Source organism: Vitiosangium sp. GDMCC 1.1324, from assembly GCF_003044305.1.
Classification (GTDB): Bacteria; Myxococcota; Myxococcia; order Myxococcales; family Myxococcaceae; genus Archangium.
This window is the reverse complement of record NZ_PZOX01000002.1, coordinates 763,641-785,239: the sequence shown is the minus strand read 5'-3', so window position 1 is coordinate 785,239 and position 21,599 is coordinate 763,641. Positions and strand designations below refer to the sequence as shown.

At 69.8% G+C, this 21,599-nt stretch carries 14 protein-coding genes; 5 read left to right on the top strand and 9 right to left on the bottom strand.

The annotated features are described in order from the left end of the window. Positions 1-29: 29 nt before the first annotated feature. Both DAT35_RS07625 and DAT35_RS07620 read left to right on the top strand, forming a co-directional pair. Entirely contained in the window at positions 30-1,106 is a 1,077-nt protein-coding gene (locus DAT35_RS07625; RefSeq protein WP_108066218.1) for a trans-acting enoyl reductase family protein, read from the top strand. 254 nt (positions 1,107-1,360) lie between these two features. Then, complete coding sequence (locus DAT35_RS07620; RefSeq protein ID WP_108066217.1) at positions 1,361-2,950, top strand: methyl-accepting chemotaxis protein; 1,590 nt, start codon at positions 1,361-1,363, stop codon at positions 2,948-2,950. 14 nt (positions 2,951-2,964) lie between these two features. Here DAT35_RS07620 and DAT35_RS07615 read toward each other — a convergent pair whose 3' ends face one another. The 8 genes from DAT35_RS07615 to DAT35_RS07580 all read right to left on the bottom strand — a co-directional run bounded on the left by DAT35_RS07615 (position 2,965) and on the right by DAT35_RS07580 (position 11,544). Then, positions 2,965-5,070 (bottom strand): ATP-binding protein, encoded by a 2,106-nt coding sequence (locus DAT35_RS07615; RefSeq protein WP_108066216.1) that lies wholly within the window; start codon positions 5,068-5,070, stop codon positions 2,965-2,967. Positions 5,071-5,157: 87 nt separating this feature from the next. Next, positions 5,158-5,499 (bottom strand): DUF3703 domain-containing protein, encoded by a 342-nt coding sequence (locus DAT35_RS07610; RefSeq protein WP_233261345.1) that lies wholly within the window; start codon positions 5,497-5,499, stop codon positions 5,158-5,160. A gap of 34 nt (positions 5,500-5,533) precedes the next feature. After that, positions 5,534-6,349 carry an AraC family transcriptional regulator gene (locus tag DAT35_RS07605; protein ID WP_108066214.1) on the bottom strand — a complete coding sequence of 272 codons (816 nt, stop codon included), beginning with the start codon at positions 6,347-6,349 and terminating at the stop codon, positions 5,534-5,536. 40 nt (positions 6,350-6,389) lie between these two features. Beyond that, entirely contained in the window at positions 6,390-7,307 is a 918-nt protein-coding gene (locus DAT35_RS07600; protein WP_108066213.1) for a sulfite exporter TauE/SafE family protein, read from the bottom strand. Beyond that, positions 7,304-7,924 (bottom strand): rhodanese-like domain-containing protein, encoded by a 621-nt coding sequence (locus tag DAT35_RS07595; protein WP_108066212.1) that lies wholly within the window; start codon positions 7,922-7,924, stop codon positions 7,304-7,306. Before DAT35_RS07595 ends, DAT35_RS07600 begins: the two co-directional genes overlap by 4 nt. A gap of 29 nt (positions 7,925-7,953) precedes the next feature. Continuing rightward, entirely contained in the window at positions 7,954-8,652 is a 699-nt protein-coding gene (locus tag DAT35_RS07590; protein WP_108066211.1) for an MBL fold metallo-hydrolase, read from the bottom strand. 155 nt (positions 8,653-8,807) lie between these two features. Then, on the bottom strand, positions 8,808-10,163 hold the full coding sequence (locus tag DAT35_RS07585; protein WP_108066210.1) for a sigma-54-dependent Fis family transcriptional regulator: 1,356 nt from the start codon (positions 10,161-10,163) through the stop codon (positions 8,808-8,810). A gap of 103 nt (positions 10,164-10,266) precedes the next feature. Continuing rightward, a complete protein-coding gene (locus tag DAT35_RS07580) occupies positions 10,267-11,544 on the bottom strand; it encodes an FAD/NAD(P)-binding oxidoreductase (protein WP_108066209.1) in 1,278 nt (425 codons plus the stop codon). Positions 11,545-11,884: 340 nt separating this feature from the next. On the opposite strand from DAT35_RS07580, the gene DAT35_RS07575 reads away from it, so the two are divergent. Then, on the top strand, positions 11,885-16,021 hold the full coding sequence (locus DAT35_RS07575) for a protein kinase (RefSeq protein ID WP_108066208.1): 4,137 nt from the start codon (positions 11,885-11,887) through the stop codon (positions 16,019-16,021). Positions 16,022-16,245: 224 nt separating this feature from the next. Here the strand turns inward: DAT35_RS07575 and DAT35_RS58015 are convergent, their stop codons facing one another. Continuing rightward, entirely contained in the window at positions 16,246-16,650 is a 405-nt protein-coding gene (locus DAT35_RS58015) for a hypothetical protein (RefSeq protein ID WP_146209614.1), read from the bottom strand. Between the two features lie 18 nt (positions 16,651-16,668). Here DAT35_RS58015 and DAT35_RS58010 point away from each other — a divergent pair, with 18 nt between their 5' ends. Both DAT35_RS58010 and DAT35_RS07565 read left to right on the top strand, forming a co-directional pair. Beyond that, positions 16,669-17,193 carry a hypothetical protein gene (locus DAT35_RS58010; RefSeq protein WP_146209613.1) on the top strand — a complete coding sequence of 175 codons (525 nt, stop codon included), beginning with the start codon at positions 16,669-16,671 and terminating at the stop codon, positions 17,191-17,193. Positions 17,194-17,404: 211 nt separating this feature from the next. Beyond that, entirely contained in the window at positions 17,405-21,529 is a 4,125-nt protein-coding gene (locus DAT35_RS07565) for a protein kinase (RefSeq protein ID WP_108066206.1), read from the top strand. The last annotated feature ends 70 nt before the right edge of the window (positions 21,530-21,599 follow it).

The window sequence follows — 21,599 nt, the reverse complement described above, 5'->3', positions numbered from 1 at the left end:
CCGCGCGGTCTCCGGCATAGGGTGCGCCCGTGAATCCTTCGACGAACTCCGCTCCCCGTTGGTTGCTGTACGGTGCCACCGGCTACACCGGTGTCCTCATCGCCGAGGAGGCGGTGCGCCGTGGCCACAAGCCCGTGCTGGCGGGCCGCTCGCGCGAGAAGCTCGCGCCCCTGGCCGCGCGGCTCGGGTTGGACCTGGTCGCGGTGGGGCTCGATGACGCTCGCGGTCTGGTGTCCGCCCTGGATGGACTACCGCTCGTGGTGCATGCCGCCGGTCCCTTCGTCCACACCAGCGAGCCCATGGTGCAGGCCTGTCTCTCCGCCGGTGCGCACTACCTGGACATCACCGGCGAGATTCCCGTCTTCGAGAACACCTTTCGCCATGACGCCGAGGCCCGGGGGCGTGGCATCGTGCTCATGTCCGGCGTGGGCTTCGACGTGGTGCCCACCGACTGTCTCGCCCGCTACGTCGCGGACAAGGTGCCCGGCGCGCACGAGCTGGACCTGGCCATCGCCTCGGATGCCCAGCTCAGCGCCGGCACCACCAAGTCCGCGCTGGAGGGACTGCCCTCCGGTGGTTTCGTGCGCCGTGGAGGCCAGCTGCGGCCATGGCCCGTCGGCAAGGGTGCTCGGCGGGTGCGCTTCTCCGACAAGGAGCGCTCCGTCATGCCCATTCCCTGGGGCGACCTGGAGACGGCCTGGCACTCCACCGGCATCCCCAACATCACCACCTACGTGGCCCAACCGGCGGCCGTGGCCCCGCTGCTGCGCGTCACCTTCCCCGTCCTCCAGCGGCTACTGGCCGTGGACGCGGTGCGCGATCGGCTCTCGAAGCTCGTCGAGGCCCGCGTACGGGGGCCCGACGAGGCCCTGCGCCAGACGGGCCGCTGCCACGTCTGGGCCGAGGCGCGTGCTCCGGACGGGCGGCGCGCGGCGGCGGGGTTGGAGACGCCCGAGGCCTATGCCTTCACCGCGAAGGCCACCGTGCTCGCGGTGGAGCAGGTGTTGGCGGGCGAGCGGCGGGGCGCCTTCACCCCTGCCCAGGCTTTCGGCGCGGACTTCGTCCTCTCCATCGAGGGGGTGCGCCGCGAAGACCTGGCCTCGTAGCGGAGGTCGGCTACCCAACAAGCGGGCGGCCAGGAGGGGCACCCCCGCCCAGGTGCCAGTGGGGCACGAGGGGGGCTGAGCGCCGGGGGAGCGCATCCGCTATCCTGATGCCCCCGCGCGGCGGACCCCGCCGCCCGTGATTCGCGTGCGGAGTCGCCCCGGCCCGCGGAGGTAAGGAGAGCCATGTCCAGGCGTTGCGCGCCCCCGGTCGAGCGAGTCCTCCCCGGCGGAGTCGTCGGCGGGAGGCGGGGACGATGACGTTCAAGCAGAAGGTCACGCTCCTGCCGGTGGTGGCCACCATCTTCCTCCTGGCCATCCTCCTGCTGTCCGTGGTGGTGGGCCGGGACGCCTCGAGGTTGAGCACGCGCATCGTCGAGGGGTACACGCCGGCGCTCGCCTCGATTCGGAGTCTGGACTCGATGGCGTCCTCTCTGAAGTGGAACCTGTGGGATGCGTGCCAGTCGCGAGACGCGACCCGCGTGGCGCAACTCCAGGAGCTGGCGAAGGACTTCGAGGAGGAGCTGGCGCGCGGGGAGAACAACCCGGTGATGGAGGACTCGCGGCTCCAGTCGTTGCGCGAGTCCTTCGAGGCGTTTTGGACCCAGGGGCAGCTCGCCCTGGAGCTGGCGGTACGGCAGGAGCCGGGCGCGCAGGCGGCCTTCGCGCAGGCGCTCGAGCGCTATGGGACGTTGCAGTTGCTGCTGCGCGGCTCGGGCGAGTGGGCCCAGGCCGGGCTGGAGCAGTCCTTCGGCGACATGCGCATGTTGCAGCGGTGGCGGCAGCAGTGGGTCATCACCCTGGTGGTGATGTGCATCTTCGCGCTGGGGGTGCTCTCGTCCTGGCTGGTGCAGGGCGTGGTGGGGCCGCTCACCCGGCTCACACAGGTGACCACGCGCATCGCCACCGAGGGAGACCTCACGCAGCGCATCGACGTGGACTCGCGGGACGAGCTCGGGCAACTGGCGCGGGGCATCGAGGCGCTGGTGGCGCGGCTACGCACCGTGCCGGTGACGTTGCAGGGCACGGTGGACGAGCTGACGCAAGCGGCGGGGCGGCTCACCGAGGCCAGCCAGCGGCAGCTCGCGTTCCTCAGCCACCAGTCGCGCAGCCTGTCCGAAGCGGGCTCGACGATCAGCGAGATTGCCCAGACGTCGAACCTGGCGGCGAGCCGGGCGGAGATGGTGCTGAGGGTGGCGGCGCAGGCGGACGCATTCAGCATGTCCGGGCGCAACTCCATCGAGAGCAGCGCCCAGGGGCTGCAGAAGCTCCGGGCGCGGGTGGAGACGCTGATGCGCAGCGTGGCGCACCTGTCCGAGCAGGCGGCGCGGGCGGGGGAAATCATCGGCAGTGTGCGCGACCTGGCGGACCAGTCGAACGTGTTGGCGCTCAACGCCTCCATCGAAGCGGCGCGGGCGGGCGAGGAGGGGCGGGGCTTCGCGGTGGTGGCGCGGGAGATGCGGGCGCTGAGCGGCCAGTCGGTGCAGAGCACGCAGCGCATCGGGAAGATATTGCTGGAGATCAACCACGCCATCCGCCGGGCGGTGTCCGTCGCCGAGCAGGACAGTCAGCAGATGGAGGCGGGCATCACCCAGGTGTTGACGTCGGCGGACCGGCTGCGGGAAATCACCACGGTGGTGCACGAGAGCAGCCAGGCGGCGAAGCAGATCGTCGCCTCGGTGACGCAGCAGAACACGGGCATCGCGCAGATGACCGAGGTGATGACGACGCTGTCGCAGATGATGGGCGACGTGGTCGAGTCGACGATGAACGCGGAGGAGGCGGTGGTGCAGGTGAACACGTCACTGGAGCGGCTCAAGCAGGTGGCCGCCAGCTTCCGCGTGTAGTCTCCCCGCCCGTCTCAACGGGGCTGCCGGGGGAGCCGTACGATGAAGGTGGTGCCCTCCTCTTTGGAGGAGCGCACGTCGAGCGTTCCTCCATGCGACTGGACGATCTGCCGGGAGATGTAGAGCCCCAGCCCCAGCCCGGAGGCGTGCTGTCCGGCGGAGTCCTCCGTGGCCCGCCGGAAGGGCTCGAAGATGCGGGGGAGCAGCTCCTCCGGGATGGGCCTGCCCTGGTTGTGCACCTCGATGAGGACGGCCTCTCCTTCATCGTGGAGCACGACGTCCACGGACGCGTCCTCGAAGCTGTAGGCGAGCGCGTTGCCGCCCAGGTTGCCGAGCACCTGGGAGAGCCGATCTGGATCCCACTCTCCCTGGAGGTTCCCCTGTGCCTCCATCCGCAGGAGCCGCCCGGGATTGCCGGCCTCCAACTCCTCCAGCACCTGACGGCACAGGAGGCGCAGGTTGACGGGCCGGGGCGCGACGGGGATGCCTCCGCCCAGCCGCCCGCGTGTGAAGTCGAGCAGGTCGGCGATCATCCGCGCCATCCGCTCGGCGCTGGTGATGATGCGCCGGACGGACTTCATCTGGGGCTCGGGGATGCCCTCGGAGCGGATGAGCGCGTTGGAGGACAGCAGGATGGCGTTGAGCGGGTTGCGCAGGTCGTGACTGACGATGCCGAGCAGCCGCTCGCGGAACTCCGCCGCCCGGCGCAGCTCCTCCTCGGCGCGCTTGCGGTCGGTGATCTCCAACACCACCCCCGCCAGCCCGAGCAGGGTGCCATCCACGTCCCGCGTCGGGTAGTAGCTCACCAGCCAGTAGCGCTGGATGCCCGGGGCCGCGGGTGTCTCCCCCTTCACCTCCAGGTCCACCAGGGCCCGGCCCGTCCTCAGTATCTCGCGGAAGAAGGATTCGATGGTGTCCGCGAGCTCCGGAAGCACCTCTCTCACGCTGCGCCCGAGGTGCGCGGCCACGGAGACTCCGTTCATCTCCGCCAGCCGTTCGTTGAGACGCACGTAGCGCATCTCCTTGTCCCAGAAGCCGAGCCCCACCGGCGCCGTGTCCATCAACAGGTTGAGCCGCGCCAGGGCCAGCTGCGACTCGGCGCGCGCCTGCTGCTCGGCGTCATAGAGGCGTCCGCGCTCCAGCGCCTGGGCGCACTGTCCGGCGAGCACGAGCATGAAGTCCCGCTCCTCCTTGCTGAAGGAGCGTCGTTCACGGAAGGTCAGCCCCAGGGCTCCGAGCGTCCGGCCTTCCACGAGGAGGGGCAGGGTGGCGAAGGCGTTGTGGCTCTTCACGGCCGGGTCCTCCGCCCATTGGGGATAGTCGGCGAGGAAGGACTCCTTCGTCTCATGGAGGACGAGGCCGCCGGTGCGCACCGCCTCGCGGAACATCATCGGTGAGTCCGCCGGGAAGCGTTCCCAGCCATGCAGCATCTCCCGGGAGTAACCCGTGGCGGCTCTCATCTCGAAATGCTGTCCGTCCTCCGACAGCAGGCCCATGGAGCCACCCGTGGCTTCCAGGGCCCGCACGGCCTTCTCCACCACCACCTGGGCCACCGCGTCGGCGGTGAGCGCCCGGGACAGAGCGGCCGTCACCTCCTGAAGCCGTGCCGTCCGAGACTCCTGGAGCCGCAGGCGCTCCAGCATCCGCTCGCTCTCCCTCCTCACCTGCTGTTCGCGCATCCGTGCGTAGCCGCACATCGTGAGGGACACGGCTTCGTCGAACGTCTGGTTGAAGCGCCGCACCTCCCTCAGGACCGTCAGCGCTTCCACCCCGACCCGCTCCGTGTGGGCCTCGTAGAGGCGGAGGATGCACTCGCGCAGCAGGGCGTTCGCGCGGGCGACCTCTTCCAGCTCGTAGCCCAGCTCCAGCCGCTCCAGCGCATGCGTCTCTGGCATCTCCTCCCATGCCGGGTGTTCGCCGGGGTGGGCCGCCTCCACTGCGTTCGACACGAGCGCGAGCAACTCCGACACGTGCTCGAGGAGGCCTGGCTGGGAATGGCACTGGGGGCAGGTTTGGGCACGGGCCTCCTGTTCCCACTCCGCCAGGATGCGGGCCTGATTCTCCCGCACGAAGTCGCAGAGGCGCGTTCTCCCCTGCGTCTCGAGATCACGCCGCGTCATGGCCCTAAGATGAGAACGCTCCGCACCGCCGGGGGCTTGTTGATTCCTCACCCCTCGCCTGCCCGTTCCCCCGGTGGGGTTGCTGCCTCAGCGCTCAAGCAGGGCCGCGAGGTCCTCGGGGATGGGCATGGGCGTGAGGATGCCCACGTTGGCGCCCCCGGTGTTGCCGAGCGGTGCCCTGCCGAGCCACGAGCCGGGCCCCGCCACCAGGATTCTCGCCAGCTGACCGAGCACCTCGCGCACGTCCCCTCGCCGCCACCCGAAAGCGAACATGAGACCATGCACCCGGACGTGGGGCCCGGCGTATGCCTGGCTCAGGATGTGGGCCCGCTCCAGGTGCCGCCACGCACGCGGCAGCTCACCGCCCTGCTCGGCATCAGTGGCCTGGCGCAGCTCGGCCTCGAAGGCGGCCCGCAGTTTCGGCTTCATCGGCATGTCTTCCTCCTCGTTGACCGCGCCACCTTCACGCGAGCGGGGCGCCCCGCGCTTGTAAGAACCCGCTATCCCGAGGAGGGAGGACCCACTCGACCACGCCCGCGATTTCCGAGGGGGAGAGCCCGAACATGCGGCGGAAGACGTGGCTCAGATGGGCACTGTCGGTGAAGCCCGCGGCATGCGCCGCCGAGGTGAGAGGCGCCCCCGCGCGCAGGTGCTCGGCGGCGCGGTGAAGCCTCAGCCACAGGATGTAGGGCCGGAGTGGGAGGCCGACCTCGGCACTGAAGAGATGGGACAGCCGGCTGGCGGAGAGCCCCAGTTGGTGGGCGAGCGTTTCGAGGCGCACGTCGCCATCGAGCGACTCCGGTAGCAGGCGGAGCAGACGCTTCACCGCCGGGTGCGCGGGCCGTGGGCTCACGGTGTCCACCCGCAGTGCGGCGAGCATCGCCTGGGTGAGCGACTCGGCCTCGTGCCAGCTCCGGGGCAGCGCGGCCGAGGTGAGGGAGAGGAGGTGTTCGCCCGCGCGCCGCCAGTCCTCCACGCCCTCCCCAGTGGTGCCGAGCGCCCGGAGGCTTCGTCCGGCGAGGTCATCGGGAGATGCGTGCAGCAGCACCGCGGCGCTGGCCATACCCACCACGGCGTGCCCGACATCGGGAGGAATGATGGCCGCCTGGCAGGCCCGGGTCCGCTGGTGGGAGTCTCCCAGGACGACGGGCTCGCCGAGGGAGAGCACCAGTTGGAAGCTGTGGTGGGCATGCAGCCGCGTCTCGCCCACGGGCCCCGCGTAGAGCAGGCGCCCGGGCCCGAAGAAGAGACGCCCTCTCCACGTGCGGGTCGCGGCCACGGTGCTCTTCTATCGCAACCGTCCGCCCGTGGGGGAGGTGCTACTCCGCCTCGCTCCCGCGCATCCGGGCGCCACTCCGGGAGTTTCGGAACAGCAGCGCGAAGGGCAGCGCGATGGCTCCCACCACACCCACGAGTCCCAGCCATGGCCACGAGGTGGCAAGCAGCGGAGCGATGCGCTCCTTCACGGAGGGAGGCAGTTGCGACGCGAGCATGAAGCAGGCGATGCCGAGCACGAACACGCCGAAGCCCTTGCGCAGCGTGGCCGGAGAGACGCGGCTCGCGAGGCGCCCACCGAGGAAGCTGCCTCCGACGGCGGTGCCCAGCACGGCGGAGGTGAGGGCCCACGGCAGTTGGACGTGGCCCAGGTGCCCGAGCAGCCCCGCGCCGCACTGGAGCGAGATGACCACCAGCGAGGTGCCCATGGCGACCTGGGTGGGCAGCCCCACCAGCACGAGCGCGGGCACGATGAGGAAGCCGCCTCCCGCGCCCACGAGCCCCGACAGCACGCCCACACCCACACCCTGGACCAGCACGCGCGGGACGGGGAGGTGCACGGGCTGCGGGACGGGCTCCTGCGTGCCCGGGGGCGTGGCCGGGGCTTCCTTGCGTCGGAGCATGGCCACGGCCGCGGCCACCATGACGGCGGAGAAGAGCAGCAACAACATCTCCGGTGGGAGGAGCCGGGCCACCCGTCCGCCGAGGAAGGCGCCGGACATGCCTCCCGCGCCGAAGATGAAGGCGGTGCGCCAGCGCACCCGGCCCGCGCGCGCATGCACCACGGCGGCCGAGGCGCTGGTGATTCCCACCACCAGCAGCGACATGGCGATGGCCGTCTTCGGCTCGACACCGAGGACGTAGACCAGCAGGGGAACGGTGAGGATGGAGCCGCCGCCGCCGAGCAGCCCCAGCGACACCCCGATGAGCAGCGAGGCGGCGATGCCGAGCACCATCATCATCCGGCGCGCGCCTCCGGCTGGGTCACGGCGAGCAGGTCCCTGCACTCACGCAGCACCCGCTCGAAGGCACCCGCGTCCTTCGCCGCCATCTGTCCGGCGGCCTGCAGCAGCTCGAGCAGGGAGAGCACCTGCGCATGCGTGGGCGGGCCATCGTGGGCCTTCAACACCCCGTGCAGGGCCGGGGCTGGCACTCCGCCGCCGAGTTCCCGCGTCCGGGAGAGCAGCTCCTCGAGCACGTCCGTCACGCCCAGCCGGGGCGCGGGCGCCGCACGCACCACGGGCAGGCCCGCCTCGTTCCACGCGAGCATGCCTCCGCGCAGGTTCATCACCCGGGAGAAGCCCTTGCTCGCGAGCTGCGCGGCCGCCTTGCCCGAGCGGCCTCCAGAGCGGCACACCAGCACCAACTCCGCGTCCCGGGGCCAGCGCTCGGCGGCCGTTTCCACCGTGCGCAGCGGAACGAGCTCCGTGCCCGCGATGTGGCCGAGGAGTCCGTCGAACTCGGCGGGCTCCCGCACATCCACCCGCCAGGCTGAGTCCAACGCCACGGCCAGGGCGCTCACCTCCACGTCCCGGTAGCCCTCCGCTCGCGGCGTGCCCTTCTCGTACAGTGCGCTCATGGTGTGTCCCCTCCCGTGTTCCGGTGGCTTCAGGACTGGGCCTGGGCGATGGGCTTGCCGCAGGCGCGGTTGGCGGGCACCGCGATGTCCAACTTCTTGGGCGGCGCCAGCTTGCGGTTGTTCATGAACTCGATGAACCACTCGCGGCTCTTGCCGGCCAGCCTCGGGTTGTGCTGCTTCTCCTCGCCGATGGTGCTCATCGTCAGGCCCGCGTAGTCGTGGCCCGGGTACACCTCGGTCTCGTCCGGCAGCGTGAAGAGCCTGCCGGTGATGGAGTCGTAGAGCTGGCCGGCGTCGCCATTCTGGAAGTCGGTGCGGCCACAGGCTCGGATGAGCAGCGCGTCACCCGTGAAGAGCTTGCGGTCCACCAGGTAGCTCAGGCTGTCGTCGGTATGGCCCGGCGTGGCGATGACCTGGATGCGCAGGCCACCCAGCGCGAGCACCTCGCCATCCTTCACCTGCCGGTCCACACACGGTGCACCCGAGGGGCTCGCCCCCACCCGGGCTCCGGTCTGCTCGCGCAGGCGGCCCGCGCCCGTGACGTGGTCCGCGTGCACGTGCGTCTCGAGCACCAGCTTCAGTGTCAGGCCCAGCTCCTTCACCACACTCAGGTCTCGTTCCACCTGCTCGTCCACGGGGTCGATGAGCGCCGCTTCACGCGTCGCCTCGTCGGCGATGAGGTAGGTGTAGGTCCACGTCTCTTGGTCGAAGAGCTGTCGGAAGATCATCGAGGGGGTTCTTTGCGAGCCCCGTGCCAGGAGAATCGAGCCTCGTGACGCGCCGGGTCGCCCCGAGTGGAACCTGGGGGCGGGGACCCTCACCCGAGGGGCAAGGGCGGGAGTTGAAACGTTGCGTGAAACACGGTGAAACAATCTGAAACGGACTACCGTTTCCCGGTGTTTCCAGCGGCCCGGAGGCGGCGCCACAGGGTGACGCGGCTGATGCCCAGCATCCGGGCAGCCTCCGTGCGGTTGCCTCCCGCTCGGGCCAGGGCGGCTCGCAGCGTGGCCGGGTCGTGGTCCTCTCCGGCGGAGCTCGGGAACTCGGGGGGTGGTGTGCGCCGGGCCGGCTCGCTGGGGGCCGGTGGCGGGCGCGGCTCGGAGAACTCGGGAGGCAGGTCGGCCTCGTGCAGCACGGGGCCCTCGCCGATGACGTAGGCGTACTCCATCACGTTGCGCAGCTCGCGCACGTTGCCCGGCCAGCCGTGGGACTCCAGCAGCCTCCGCGCGCCCGGGGAGAAGCGCTCCACGCGCCGGGTGCCACTCTGCTCCAGCTCGTCGAGGAAACGCCGGGCCAGGGGGAGGATGTCTCCGCGGCGCTCGCGCAGGCTTGGCAGGAAGAGGGGCACCACGCGCAGCCGGTACATGAGGTCCGCGCGGAAGCGGCCCGCCTCCACCTCTCGCCGCAGCGGCCGGTGGGTGGCGGCGACGATGCGCACGTTCACCGGCACCGGCGCGCGGCCGCCCACGGGGATGACGGTGTGCGTCTCCAGCACCCGCAGCAGCTTGCCCTGGAGCTCCAACGGCATGTCCCCCACCTCGTCCAGGAAGAGCGTGCCCTTGTCGGCGAGCCGGAAGTGGCCCGGGCTGTCGCGCACCGCTCCGGTGAAGGCCCCTCGCACGTGGCCGAACAGCTCGCTCTCCAGCAGGCTGGGGGGCAGGGCGGCGCAGTTGATGGCGCGGAAGGGGCCCTTGCGCCGCTCGGAGATGGCGTGCAGCGCGTTGGCCACCAGCTCCTTGCCCGTGCCGGACTCGCCGCGCACCAGCACGCTGGACTCGGTGCGCGCCACCTTCTCCACGATGCGGAACAGGCGCTTCATCCCCGCGTCCCGCGTCCACATGCCGTGAAAGGTCTCCTCGGCGTCGTTCTCCTCCGAGCCCTCCGTCTCCGTCTCCGCGCCGAGCAGCACCACCCACCCGAGCCGCCTCGCTCCCTGGGACAGGGCGAGCGCCCGCACCTGCATCACGTGCACGCGCCCACCGGTATGCAGGGGGGCCTCCACCTGGCGTCCCTGGAAGAGCAGCGCCTCGAGCCCCCGGGTGCCCTCGGTCAGCGGGAGCGCCTCCGCCAGCGGTGTTCCCGGCCGGACGGCGGCGGAGCCCAGACGTGCCTGCGCCTCGGGGGTGGCGACCGTCACCCGCTGCTGGGCGTCGATGAGGAGGACGGGGCCCGCGAGGGCCTCCAGGGCGGGGAGCACGAGCGGGGAGTCGGCGGACGGCGTGGCGCGCGAGGCGGGCATGGGGCAGGCATAGCCTCTCCCGGCCGCGTTTTTCACCAACTGGTCCGACCATCGGACCAGTCGCGCGAAACCGGGCCCGGCAGGGCTCCCTGTTTTGGAGGGCTCAGGCCCGCCCGCGCAACATCAACTTCCAGTAGAGCTGTGGCAGGCCGTACTTCTTGAGCAGCCACATGTCACGGCGCTCCTTGAGGGTGTCGATGACAGGGAAGCTGGGGGTGGGCTTGCCGTCGTAGTCGAACTCGGCGAGCAGCAGCTTGCCGTAGCCGGTGGTGAGCGGGCAGGACGCATAGCCGTCGTACTTCGCGGTGGGCGCGCGGCCGGCCATCACGGCGAGCAGGTTCTCCACCAGCACGGGGGCCTGCTTGCGGATGGCGGCGCCGGTGCGCGAGGTGGGCAGGTCCGACGCATCCCCCAGCGCGAACACCTCGGGGTAGTCCGGGTGCTGCAGCGTGTGCTTGTTCGCCTTCACCCAGCCCCGGGTGCCTCCGTCCTGCCAGGCCAGCGGGCTGCGCTTGATGAAGTCCGGCGCGCTCTGCGGCGGGCACACGTGGAGGATGCCGTAGGGGATGACCACCTCCTCGGTGGCCCCGTCCGCCAGCGTGCGCGTGAAGACGGCCTCGTTCTTGTCTCCGCGCACCTCGGTGAGGTTGTGCTGGAAGCGCGTGTCGATGCCGTAGCGCTGCACCACCTGCTCCAGCACCGTGGCGTACTCCTTCACCCCGAAGATGGCCTTGCCGGCGGAGGCGAAGACGACATGGGACGCGTCCTGGATGCCTCGCTTCCGGAAGTGGTCCGAGGCCAGGTACATGATTTTCTGCGGCGCGCCCGCGCACTTCACCGGCGTGGCCGGGTGGGTGAAGAGGGCGGTGCCTCCCTGGAAGGCACGAATCATCTCCCACGTCTTGGGCGCGTAGCGCACGTCGTAGTTGCTGGAGACGTTGGGCCGCTGCTCGAGCGCCTCGCGCAGGCCCTTCACCTTGTCCCAGTCGAGCTGGATGCCGGGCGCCACCACGAGGTAGTCGTACCCGATGCGCTTGCCGCCCCGGGTGCTCACCACGCGGGCTACGGGGTCCACCTCCTCCGCCCAGTCCTGGAGCCACGTCACGCCCCGAGGGATGTAGCGGGCCTCGTCGCGGATGGTGTCCTCGACGCGGGCCTCGCCGGCACCCACCAGGGTCCAGAGCGGCTGGTAGTAGTGGTGCGCGCTGGGCTCGAGGATGGCCACGTCCTTCTGCCCCGCGTGCGCCAGCCGGGCCGCCACGCTGATTCCCGCCGTGCCCCCGCCGATGATGACGACCCGGTGCCGCTCGGTGCCTGGTACCCGTGCCACCGGCACCATCACCGGATCCTTGCAGACCTGCTCGGTCACCGCTTCGCTCATCTTGGTCTCCTGCCCCGGAGGGGCTGCCCATGTTTCGTGAAACACCTGACTCCCTCTCATGGGCGGCAGGTGGACTTCCTGGGTGTTTTTGCAGACGGCGTGCCAGCGTCGGATACCCGGCTCTCGCGAGGTCGTGCAGCGGTCAGAGGTCCTCGAAAGTGTTTCACGGTGTTTCATCCGTGAGCTGGAGGACATCAGCGGGCAGTGAGGGGCCTCCACGCACCTCCGGTGGGCGGACCGCACCTGCCTCGCACGGCCCTCCGGCTCCCTCACGTCTCGATGTCACACCCTCCTTCTCCGGGGAGAGGTGTGACCCGTGGATGCGGCTTGGAGAGGCGAGATGCGCAGGGATGCTCCACAGGAGGACGGGCAGGCGGGGCCACCCACGCGTGCGCGTGAGTCTTCCGAGGGGATGGACTTCGGCGACTCCTTCCTGAAGGAGGTGCTCCGGGCCGGGCCGTCGTCACGGTTGCCAGTTCCCGGTCAGCGGCTCGGGGGCCCAGAGGGCCAGCGCTTCCACATCCTCCAGCAGATGGGGCAGGGCGGAATGGGGCAGGTGTTTCGCGCACAGGACGCGACGTTGCAGCGCGAGGTGGCACTGAAGTTTCTGCTGCCTCGCAAGGGATTCGAGGAGCTGACACTCGCCGAGGCGAGGGCGGTGGCGCGGCTGGACCACGAGAACATCGTCCGCATCTTCGACGTGGCGCAGTGGAGCCCCACACCCGGGCACACCCAGGTGCCCTTCCTGGTGATGGAGCTCCTAGAGGGAGAGACGCTCGCCGGGCTGCTGAGGCGAGAGCGTCCTGGGCTCCGGCGTGCGTTGGAGATTCTCGAGGCCATTGCCGCGGGCCTGGCGCACGCGCACGAGCGAGGCATCGTCCACCGCGACCTCAAGCCCGGCAACGTCTTCCTCACCCGGGAGGGCAGTGTGAAGCTGCTGGACTTCGGCCTGTCCCATCTCGCCGAGGAGCCGGTCCGCTCCGCGCTCCAGCTGGGCGGAGGCACGCCGGCCTACATGGCGCCGGAGCAGTGGCGGGGAGAAGCGCAGGATGCGCGTACCGACATATGGGCGGCCGGAGTGGTGCTGCACGAGCTGCTCACCGGGGAGCCGCCCTTCCAGGGGGCCTCGCTGGCGGAGCTGAGCGAGCGGGTGACTTCCCCGGAGCCGGCTCCACCCATCCGCGTGCGCCACCCGGAGGTGCCGCGGCAGGTGGATGCGCTGCTGGCCACGGCGCTGGCCAAGGAGCCGGCCCGGCGTTTCTCCTCGGCGCTGGAGCTGCGGGAGGAGGTGCGCGAGCTGCGCGGGCGTCTCTTCGGCGCCGGGTGCGAGGGATGGAGGCCCACCGCCGAGCCCCAGCGGCGGCAGGTGACGCTGGTGTCCTGTCAGCTCGCAGGGCTCGCCGGGAGCGGAGCGCCGTTCGATACCGAGGACCTGGGCGAGCTGGAGCTGGCCTTCCACGAGGCCTGTGTGGAGGTCATCGAGCGGCACGGTGGCTCCGTGGCCCTGTCCATGGGCGGAGAGGTGCTCGCGTGCTTCGGCTGGATGCAGGGGAGGGAGGACGACTCGGAGCGCGCGGTGCGAGCGGGGCTGCAGCTCACCCGTGGACTGGAGGAGATGCTCCAACGCAGGTTGCCGCACCTGGTCCTCGCTGGGCTGTCCGTGCGGAGCGGCGTGCATACGGAGTTGATGGCGGTGGGGGCTCGGCTCCAGGGCGAGGCGCCCAAGGTGGCCGCGTGGCTCGCGCGGTGGGGTAGCTCTGGCGGTGTGGTGATCAGCGACGGGACGTGGCAGCTCGTGCGTGGCTCCTTCCTGGCCGAGCCGCTCGGTTCCCAGGTTTTCGAGGGGCTCTTGGGGCGCGTGAGCATGGAGGCCCACCAGGTACTGCGCGAGCGGGAGTCTGCCTCGCGGTTCGAGCGGGCCCATGTGGCGGAGCGTCTCTCGCCGCTGGTGGGACGGGAGCGCGAACTGGGGCTGCTTCTGGAATGCTGGGCGCAGGCTCGGCGAGGAAAGGGCTCCTTCGTCCTGGTGAATGGCGAAGCGGGTATCGGCAAGTCTCGCCTCATCGAGGCGCTGTGCGAGCGGATGGCCTCGGAGTCGGCCCACCTGATTCAGGTGCAGTGCTGGTCCAGGTTCAGCGCCCGCGAGCTGCATCCGATCATCGAGATGCTCCAGAAGGTGGTGGGCTCCAACCTGGAGGATCCTCCCCCACTGCGCCTGGAGAAGTTGGAGGAGCGGTTGCGGAGGATGGGCCTGTCCCAGGAGGACACGCATCTGCTGGGTCTCCTGCTGGCCCTGCCCGTTCCCGAGGACTCACCGGTGCTCCAGCTCACGCCCGAGCGGCGCAAGGAGAAGACCTTCGAGTCCCTGGCGCACGTCCTCGTGCACTGCCCTTGTGAGGAGTCGCCAGAGCTCCTGGTCATCGAGGACCTGCATTGGGCCGACTCCACCCTGCTGGAGCTCCTGGGCTTCCTCCTGGAGCGGATGGAGAGTGCCAGGGTCCTCATCGTCCTCAGTGCCCGCCCGGAGTTCCAGCCGGACTGGCCCCGGTACGTGTGGTTTCACCGGCTCGTGTTGGAGCGTCTGTCCGCCGGGTCCGCCACGAGCCTGGTGCGGGAGGTGGCCCGGGGCCGCGAGCTTCCGGAGGAGACGGTCCAGACGCTGGTGGAGAAGACGGATGGGATTCCCCTCTTCATCGAGGAGATGACGCGCATGGTGCTGGAGGGCGGGACGGCGGCGCCCATCCCGCTCACCCTGCACGAGCTGCTGCTGGCCCGGCTGGACATGCTGCCCTCGCGCCAGAAAGCCCTGGCTCAGCTGGGCGCAGTGGTGGGGCGGGCCTTCTGTCTCCATATGCTGGCGGCGGTGTCGGAGCGAGAGGATGCCCCCCTCCGGCGAGATCTGGCCGGGCTGATGGACGCGGGGTTGCTCCAGGAGCAGGAGCGGTATGGGATGCCCGGGTACCAGTTCCGGCACGCGCTCTTCCAGGAGGTGGCGTACCAGTCCCTGTCCCGGAGGACGCGGATGCACCACCACCGGCGCATTGCCCGGGTATTGGCCGAGCATCTTCCCCAGGTGGTGGAGGGGGCGCCCGAGGTGCTCGCGTACTACCTCACGGAAGCGGGGGAGCACGCGCCCGCCATCGATTATTGGGAGAAGGCTGGACGGCTTGCCCTCGAGCGTCAAGACAACGCCGAGGCGATGAGTCATCTGACCCGGGCGTTGGAGCTGTTGCCTGTCCTGGCGGATGCACAGCTGCGCCTCCAGCGGGAGTTGGAGCTGCGCATGGCCCTGGGCCTTTCGATGCTGCAGGTGCAGCGCTACGACGTGCCCGAGACGGAGCGGATGTTCGCCCGCGTCTGGGAGCTCATCCCCCGAGTGGGCGAGGCGTTGCCGCGGCTCGACCTGTGCTTCTGGGGTCTCTTCGTCTATTGCTTCGCGCGCTCCGAGTACTCCCAGGCGAAGGAGCTGGCGGAGCGGCTCGTGGACCTGGGGCGGCGCCACGGGCGGCTGGGGCTGCTCAACCTGGGCCATCGTATGAATGCGGTCCTGCTCTTCTGCTGGGGGCGGTTGCGGGAATCCGTGCAAGAGCTGGAGTGCATCCTGGGCGGCCCGGAGCCCCCACTCGAGGAGTATCGAGCGATCGCCGTGAACTATTGGATCGAGCCCAGGACGGCGGCACTGGCCCATGGTGCCATCGTGCAGGTATTCCTGGGCCAGATGGATGCCTCCCGGCGGTGGGCTCGGGATGCATTGGAGCTGGCCGAGCGCGTCGGTCATCCTCACACCCTGGCGTTGACGCAGGTCTGCGTTGCCGTGGCCTGCGCCATCCGCGGTGATGTACCGGAAGCCATGGAGCTGGCGGAGAAGGCCATGGCGCTTTCCAGCGAGCGCAGCTTCGTGATGTGGCACTCGTGGGCGGCACTCGTCCGGGCCTGGGCCCTGTCCGAGCTGGGGCAACCGCATGAGGGTCTCGCGCTCATGCGGCAGGAGTTCGAGCACTGGCGGGCCCTCGGCATTCGTGCCGGCACGCCTCACACACCCTACAGGCTGAGCCTGCTCGCGGAAGTCCACCTGAAGTTAGGACAGGTCCGGGAAGCCCTGGCGGCGGTTCATGAAGGGCTGGCCTGGGGCGCGATGACGGGTGATCGCGACGTCGCCGCCGAGCTGCACCGTCTCCGGGGCGAGTGCCTGCGGCGGCTGGGAAGGGAGCGGGACGCGAGGTATGGCTTCATCCGCGCCATCACCCTTGCCCGCGAGCAGGGAGCCGCCCTGTTCGAGCTGCTCGCGACGGTGAGCCTGTGCCATCTGCTGCGGGACATGGGCCGTCCGGAGGCGGCGCGGCGGATGCTGGAGCGGGCGTGTGCCCGGTTCGCTGCGGGTGGTGAGTGGACGGATCTCCAGGAGGCGCGGGCGCTGCTGGAAGAGCTCACGACAGCCACGGTCGTGCCCCTCAAGGAGAGCGCGGGGTCACTCTAGAAACGCTCCATGCAGTGGGCGTCATCGCACCATGGCCGGGCCATACGAGGTTGGAAGTCGGGCATGCTCGGGCGCATGAGCAAACTTGCTTTGGCGGTGCGAATCGCTCTCCTCTCATGAACTCTACCTGCTCGACGGAACACTGCTCAGGCGGTACGTCCCCCCAGGGGTGAGCTATCCGTAGGCACGAGCAAGGGCGAGCGATGGTCTCCAAAATGGGTGTGTCACAGATTCGCGCGCAACTGGTTCAGGCCGTCAAAGAGGGTGACGAGGCTGGAGCCCGCTCGCTCATCCCTCAGCTTGGCGCTGGGCCTCGGCAGGTACGGGCAGTCCTGGAGGTGATGCTGGCGGATGCCGATTCGCTGGTGCGGCAGGCCGCCGCCTTCGGCCTGGGCGAGCTCGGCGGAGTTGCCAGCGCCAGGCGGCTCGAACAGCAGCTCGCCATTGAGGAGTCTCGAGGGGACCATGACGGTGCGGCCGTCATTGAGGATATCACCCAGGCGCTCGGGCGCATCAAGGGCGGCATCGCACGAGCAGGCCTCGTTCGCAGGCTGGAGCGGCTTGCGCGTGGCACGCCGGAGCGCTCGGAGGTGAATGAGTTGGCGTGTGTCCTCTGGAAACAGCGGCACCCGGATTTGCTCCCTTCCGTGCGGCGAAGCCTGGAGACGCTCTCCCTGCCCGAGCCCCATGGCTTGCACGGGTTGTGGGTGTTGCTGGAGAAGTCACCCGTGGAGTTGGCTGCCTGGGCGCGTGACCCCACGGTCTCCCTTTGCCACAAGACCCGGGCCCTCGCAGTGCTCGCGGAGGATGTTCCAGACACACTGGTGCCGGTACTTCCCGCATTTATTTCCGCAGCCGAGCCCCTGAGCGAACAGCTCTTGATGCAAGATCGTGAAGCGCTCTACTTCTACGACAACCTCTTCAGGCTCCTTCTCCGGCACCGGGAGCGCCTCTTCGTCTCGTTCCCCCAGACGGCTCGGGAGTCGCTCCGTACGGCAGCCCGGAGGATGATCACGGCAACCTTCCCAAACGCCTCCCCTCAGGCTGCCTCCGTGCTGGAAATCGCCGGGCGTCCTGAAGATGCGGCATTTCTCGAGGCGCACGCTCCAGAGTACCCGGTCCTCGCCAAGGTCTTCCATGACGCGGCCCGGGTGTTGCGCAACCTCCACTGAGCGCTGCAACTGCGCCATCCTGCACAAGCGTGTTTCACGGTGTTTCATTCGTGAGCTGGAGGACATCAGCGGGCAGTGAGGGGCTCCCACGCCTCTCCGGTGGACGGACTGCACCTGCCGCGCACGGCCCTCCGGCTCCCTCACATCTCGATGGCACACGCTCCTTCTCCGAGGAGAGGTGTGACCCGTGGATGCGGCTTGGAGAGGCGAGATGCGCAGGGATGCTCCACAGGAGGATGGGCAGGCGTGGCCTTCCACGCGTGCGAGTGAGGCTTCCGAGGGGACGGATTTCGGCGACTCCTTCCTGAAGGAGGTTCTCCAGGCTGGGCCGTCGTCACGGTTGCCCGTCCCCGGGCAGCGGCTCGGAGGCCCGGAGGGACAGCGCTTCCACATCCTCCAGCAGATGGGGCAGGGCGGAATGGGGCAGGTGTTCCGCGCACGGGACGCGACGTTGCAGCGTGAGGTGGCACTGAAGTTCCTGCTGCCTCGCAAGGGATTCGAGGCGCTGACACTCGCCGAGGCGAGGGCGGTGGCGCGGCTGGACCACGAGAACATCGTCCGAATCTTCGACGTGGCGCAGTGGAGCCCCCCATCCGGGCACACCCAGGTGCCCTTCCTGGTGATGGAACTCCTGGAGGGAGAGACGCTCGCCGGGCTGCTGAGGCGAGAGCGTCCTGGGCTCCGGCGTGCGTTGGAGATTCTCGAGGCCATTGCCGCGGGCCTGGCGCACGCGCACGAGCGAGGCATCGTCCACCGCGACCTCAAGCCCGGCAACGTCTTCCTCACCCGGGAGGGCAGTGTGAAGCTGCTGGACTTCGGCCTGTCCCATCTCGCCGAGGAGCCGGTCCGCTCCACGCTCCAGCTGGGTGGAGGCACGCCGGCCTACATGGCGCCGGAGCAATGGCGGGGAGAAGCGCAGGATGCGCGTACCGATATCTGGGCGGCTGGCGTGGTGCTGCACGAGCTGCTCACCGGGGAGCCGCCCTTCCAGGGGGCCTCGCTGGCGGAGCTGAGCGGGCGGGTGACTTCCCCGGAGCCGGCTCCACCCATCCGCATGCGCCACCCGGAGGTGCCCCGGCAGGTGGAGGCGCTGCTGGCCACGGCACTGGCGAAGGAGCCGGCCCGGCGTTTCTCCTCGGCGCTGGAGCTGCGGGAGGAGGTGCGCGAGCTGCGTGGGCGTCTCTTCGAATCCGGGCGCGAGATGCGAGGACCCACCGCAGAGCCCCAGCGGCGGCAGGTGACGCTGGTGTCCTGTCAGCTCGCAGGGCTCGCCGGGAATGGAGTGCCGCTCGATACCGAGGACATGGGCGAGCTGGAATTGGCCTTCCACGAGGCGTGCGTCGAGGTCATCGAGCGGCACGGTGGCTCTGTGGTCCTGTCCATGGGCGGAGAGGTGCTCGCGTGCTTCGGTTGGACGCAAGGGAGGGAGGACGACTCGGAGCGCGCGGTGCGCGCGGGGCTGCAGCTCACCCGTGGGCTGAAGGAGACGCTTCAACGCAAGTTGCCATCCCTGTCCCTCTCCGGGCTGTCTGTGCGGAGCGGCATCCACACGGAGTTGATGGCGGTGGGGACTCGGCTCCAGGGCGAGGCGCCCAAGGTGGCCGCGTGGCTCGCAGGGCGAACCGGGCCGGGTGAGGTGCTCATCAGCGAGGGGACCTGGAAGCTCGTGCGCGGCTCCTTCCAGGCCGAGCCGCTCGGGTCCCACACCTTCGAGGGACTGTCGGGAAGCGTGAGCCTGGAGGCCCACCGCGTGCTGGGCGAGCGGGAGTCGGCCTCGCGGTTCGAGCGGGCCCATGTGGCGGAGCGTCTCTCGCCACTGGTGGGACGGGAGCGCGAGCTGGGGCGGCTCCTGGAGCTGTGGGAGCAGGCGCGGCGGGGACAGGGGGCCGTCGTGCTGGTGAGCGGAGAGGCGGGCATTGGCAAGTCCCGCCTCATCGAGGCGCTCTGTGAGCGGGTGGAGGGGGCGTCCACTCCCATCCGCGTGCAGTGCTGGTCCCGGTTCAGCGCCGACGCCCTGCACCCGATCATCGAGATACTTCAGACGGTGGTGGGCATCCGCCCGGAGGATCCTGCTCCGCTGCGCCTGGAGAAGCTGGAGGCGCATCTGCGAGGGACGGGCGTGCCCCAGGAGTGCACGCACCTGCTGGAACTGCTGCTGGGCCTGCCCGTTCCCGAGGACTCCCCGGTCCTGCGGCTCACGCCCGAGCGGCGCCGGGAGAAGACCTTCGAGTTCCTGGTGTGCGTCCTCGCACGCTGTTCTTGCAATGACCTGTCCAGGCTCCTGGTGGTGGAGGATCTGCACTGGGCCGACTCCACCCTGCTGGAGTGGCTGGGCCTGCTCCTGGAGCGGGCCGCGAGCGCGGGGTTGCTCATCGTCCTCAGCGCCCGCCCGGAGTTCCAGCCGGACTGGCCCCGGCGCACCTGGTTCCACCGGCTCGTGTTGGAGCGTCTGTCCGCCGGGTCCGCCTCGAGCCTGGTGCGGGAAGTGGCCCGGGACGACGAGCTCCCGCAGGAGACGGTCCGTGCACTGGTGGAGAAGACGGATGGGATTCCCCTCTTCATCGAGGAGATGACGCGCATGGTGTTGGAGGGCGGGGCGGCGGCGTCCATTCCGCTCACCCTGCACGAGCTGTTGTTGGCCCGGCTGGACATGCTGCCCTCGCGACAGAAGGCCCTGGCGCAGCTGTGCGCGGTGGTGGGGCGGGCTTGCTGTCTCGCGTTGCTGATGGCGGTGTCGGAGCGCGAGGAGACCGCCTTCCGTCGAGATCTGGCCGGGCTGATGGAGGCGGGACTGCTTCAGGAGCAGGAGCGGTATGGAATGCCCGGGTACCAGTTCCGGCACGCGCTCTTCCAGGAGGTGGCGTACCAGTCCCTGTCCCGGAGGACGCGGATGCACCACCACCGGCGCATTGCCCGGGTCCTGGCCGAGCGCCTCCCCGAGGTGGTCGAGAGGCGGCCCGAGGGGCTCGCGTGCCACCTCACACAAGCGGGGGAGCACGCGCCCGCAATCGGTTATTGGGAGAAGGCCGGACGGCTTGCCCTCGAGCGTCAAGATTACCCCGAGGCCGTGAGTCATCTGTTCCGGGCTCTGGAGCTGTTGCCTGTCCTGGCGGATGAACAGCAACGCCTCCAGATGGAGCTGCGCATCCGCATGTCCCTGGGGATGGCGATGGTGCATCTGTATGGCAATTTCGCGCCCGAGGTCGAGCGGATGTATGCCCGCATCCGGATGCTTATCTTCCAGGTGGGCGAGGCATTGCCGGGGCTCGAGCTGGCCTGGTGGTCACCTTTTGCCTATTACATCGTGCGAGCTGAATTCCAACAGGCCCAGGAGCAGGCGGAGTGGCTCGTGGACGTGGCTGTGCGCCACGACCATCGGGGGCTTCGGGTCCTGGGCTACCGGCTCCTGGCGGGCCTTCATCTCGACCGGGGACGGGCGTGCGATGCCTTGCATCACCTGGAGCTCGCTCTGGACTGCGCGGACTTCACGCTCGAGGAGCACCGGGCATTGGCCGCGCAATACGGGGTCGACCCCCAGACGACGGCGTTGGCCAGTGGAGCCATCGTGCACGCGTTCCTGGGCCAGATGGAGCAGTCGCGGCGGTGTGGCCGGGAGGCGCTGGAGTTGGCCGGGCGCGTGGGTCATCCCCATACCACCGCCTTCACACAAGTCTATGCGGCCATGGCTTGTGCCCTTCGCCGGGAGGTCCCCGAGACGTTGCCGCTGGCGGACCAGGTGCTCGCGCTCGCCAGGGAGCGTGGCTTCGTGGTGTGGCGCACATGGGCCGCGGTTCTTCGAGGCTGGGCATTGTCCGAGCTGGGCCGGCCGCTCGAGGGCCTCGAGCTCGTGCGGCATGAGCTCGGGCTCTGGCGGAAGACCGGTATTCTCGTGACTGTTCCCGTCAACCAGTCCCTACTGGCGAAGATCCTCCTGAAGCTGGGTCAGGTCCGGGAAGCCCTGGCGGCGGTTCATGAAGGGCTGGCCCGGAGCGCGATGACGGGTGAGCGCGACGTCGCCGCCGAGTTGCACCGTATGCGAGGCGAGTGTCTGCGGCGGCTGGGACGGGAGCGGGACGCGAGGTATGGCTTCATCCGCGCCATCACCCTTGCCCGCGAGCAGGGGGCCGTCCTCTTCGAGCTGCGCGCGACGGTGAGCCTGTGCCATCTGCTGCGGGACATGGGCCGTCCAGAGGCGGCGCGGCGGATACTGGAGCGGGCGTGTGCCCGGTTCGCGGCGGACGGTGAGTGGACGGACCTCCAGGAGGCGCGGGCATTGCTGGCGGAGCTCACGGAGACCGTGGCCGTTCCCTCTCCCTCCGTGAGCGGACTGGGATGAGGGTTCCCCTGGATGCTCCCGGGCCGAGCAGGTCGGCGGGGCAGGCCCCGGTCACGACTCCCCTGGGGCC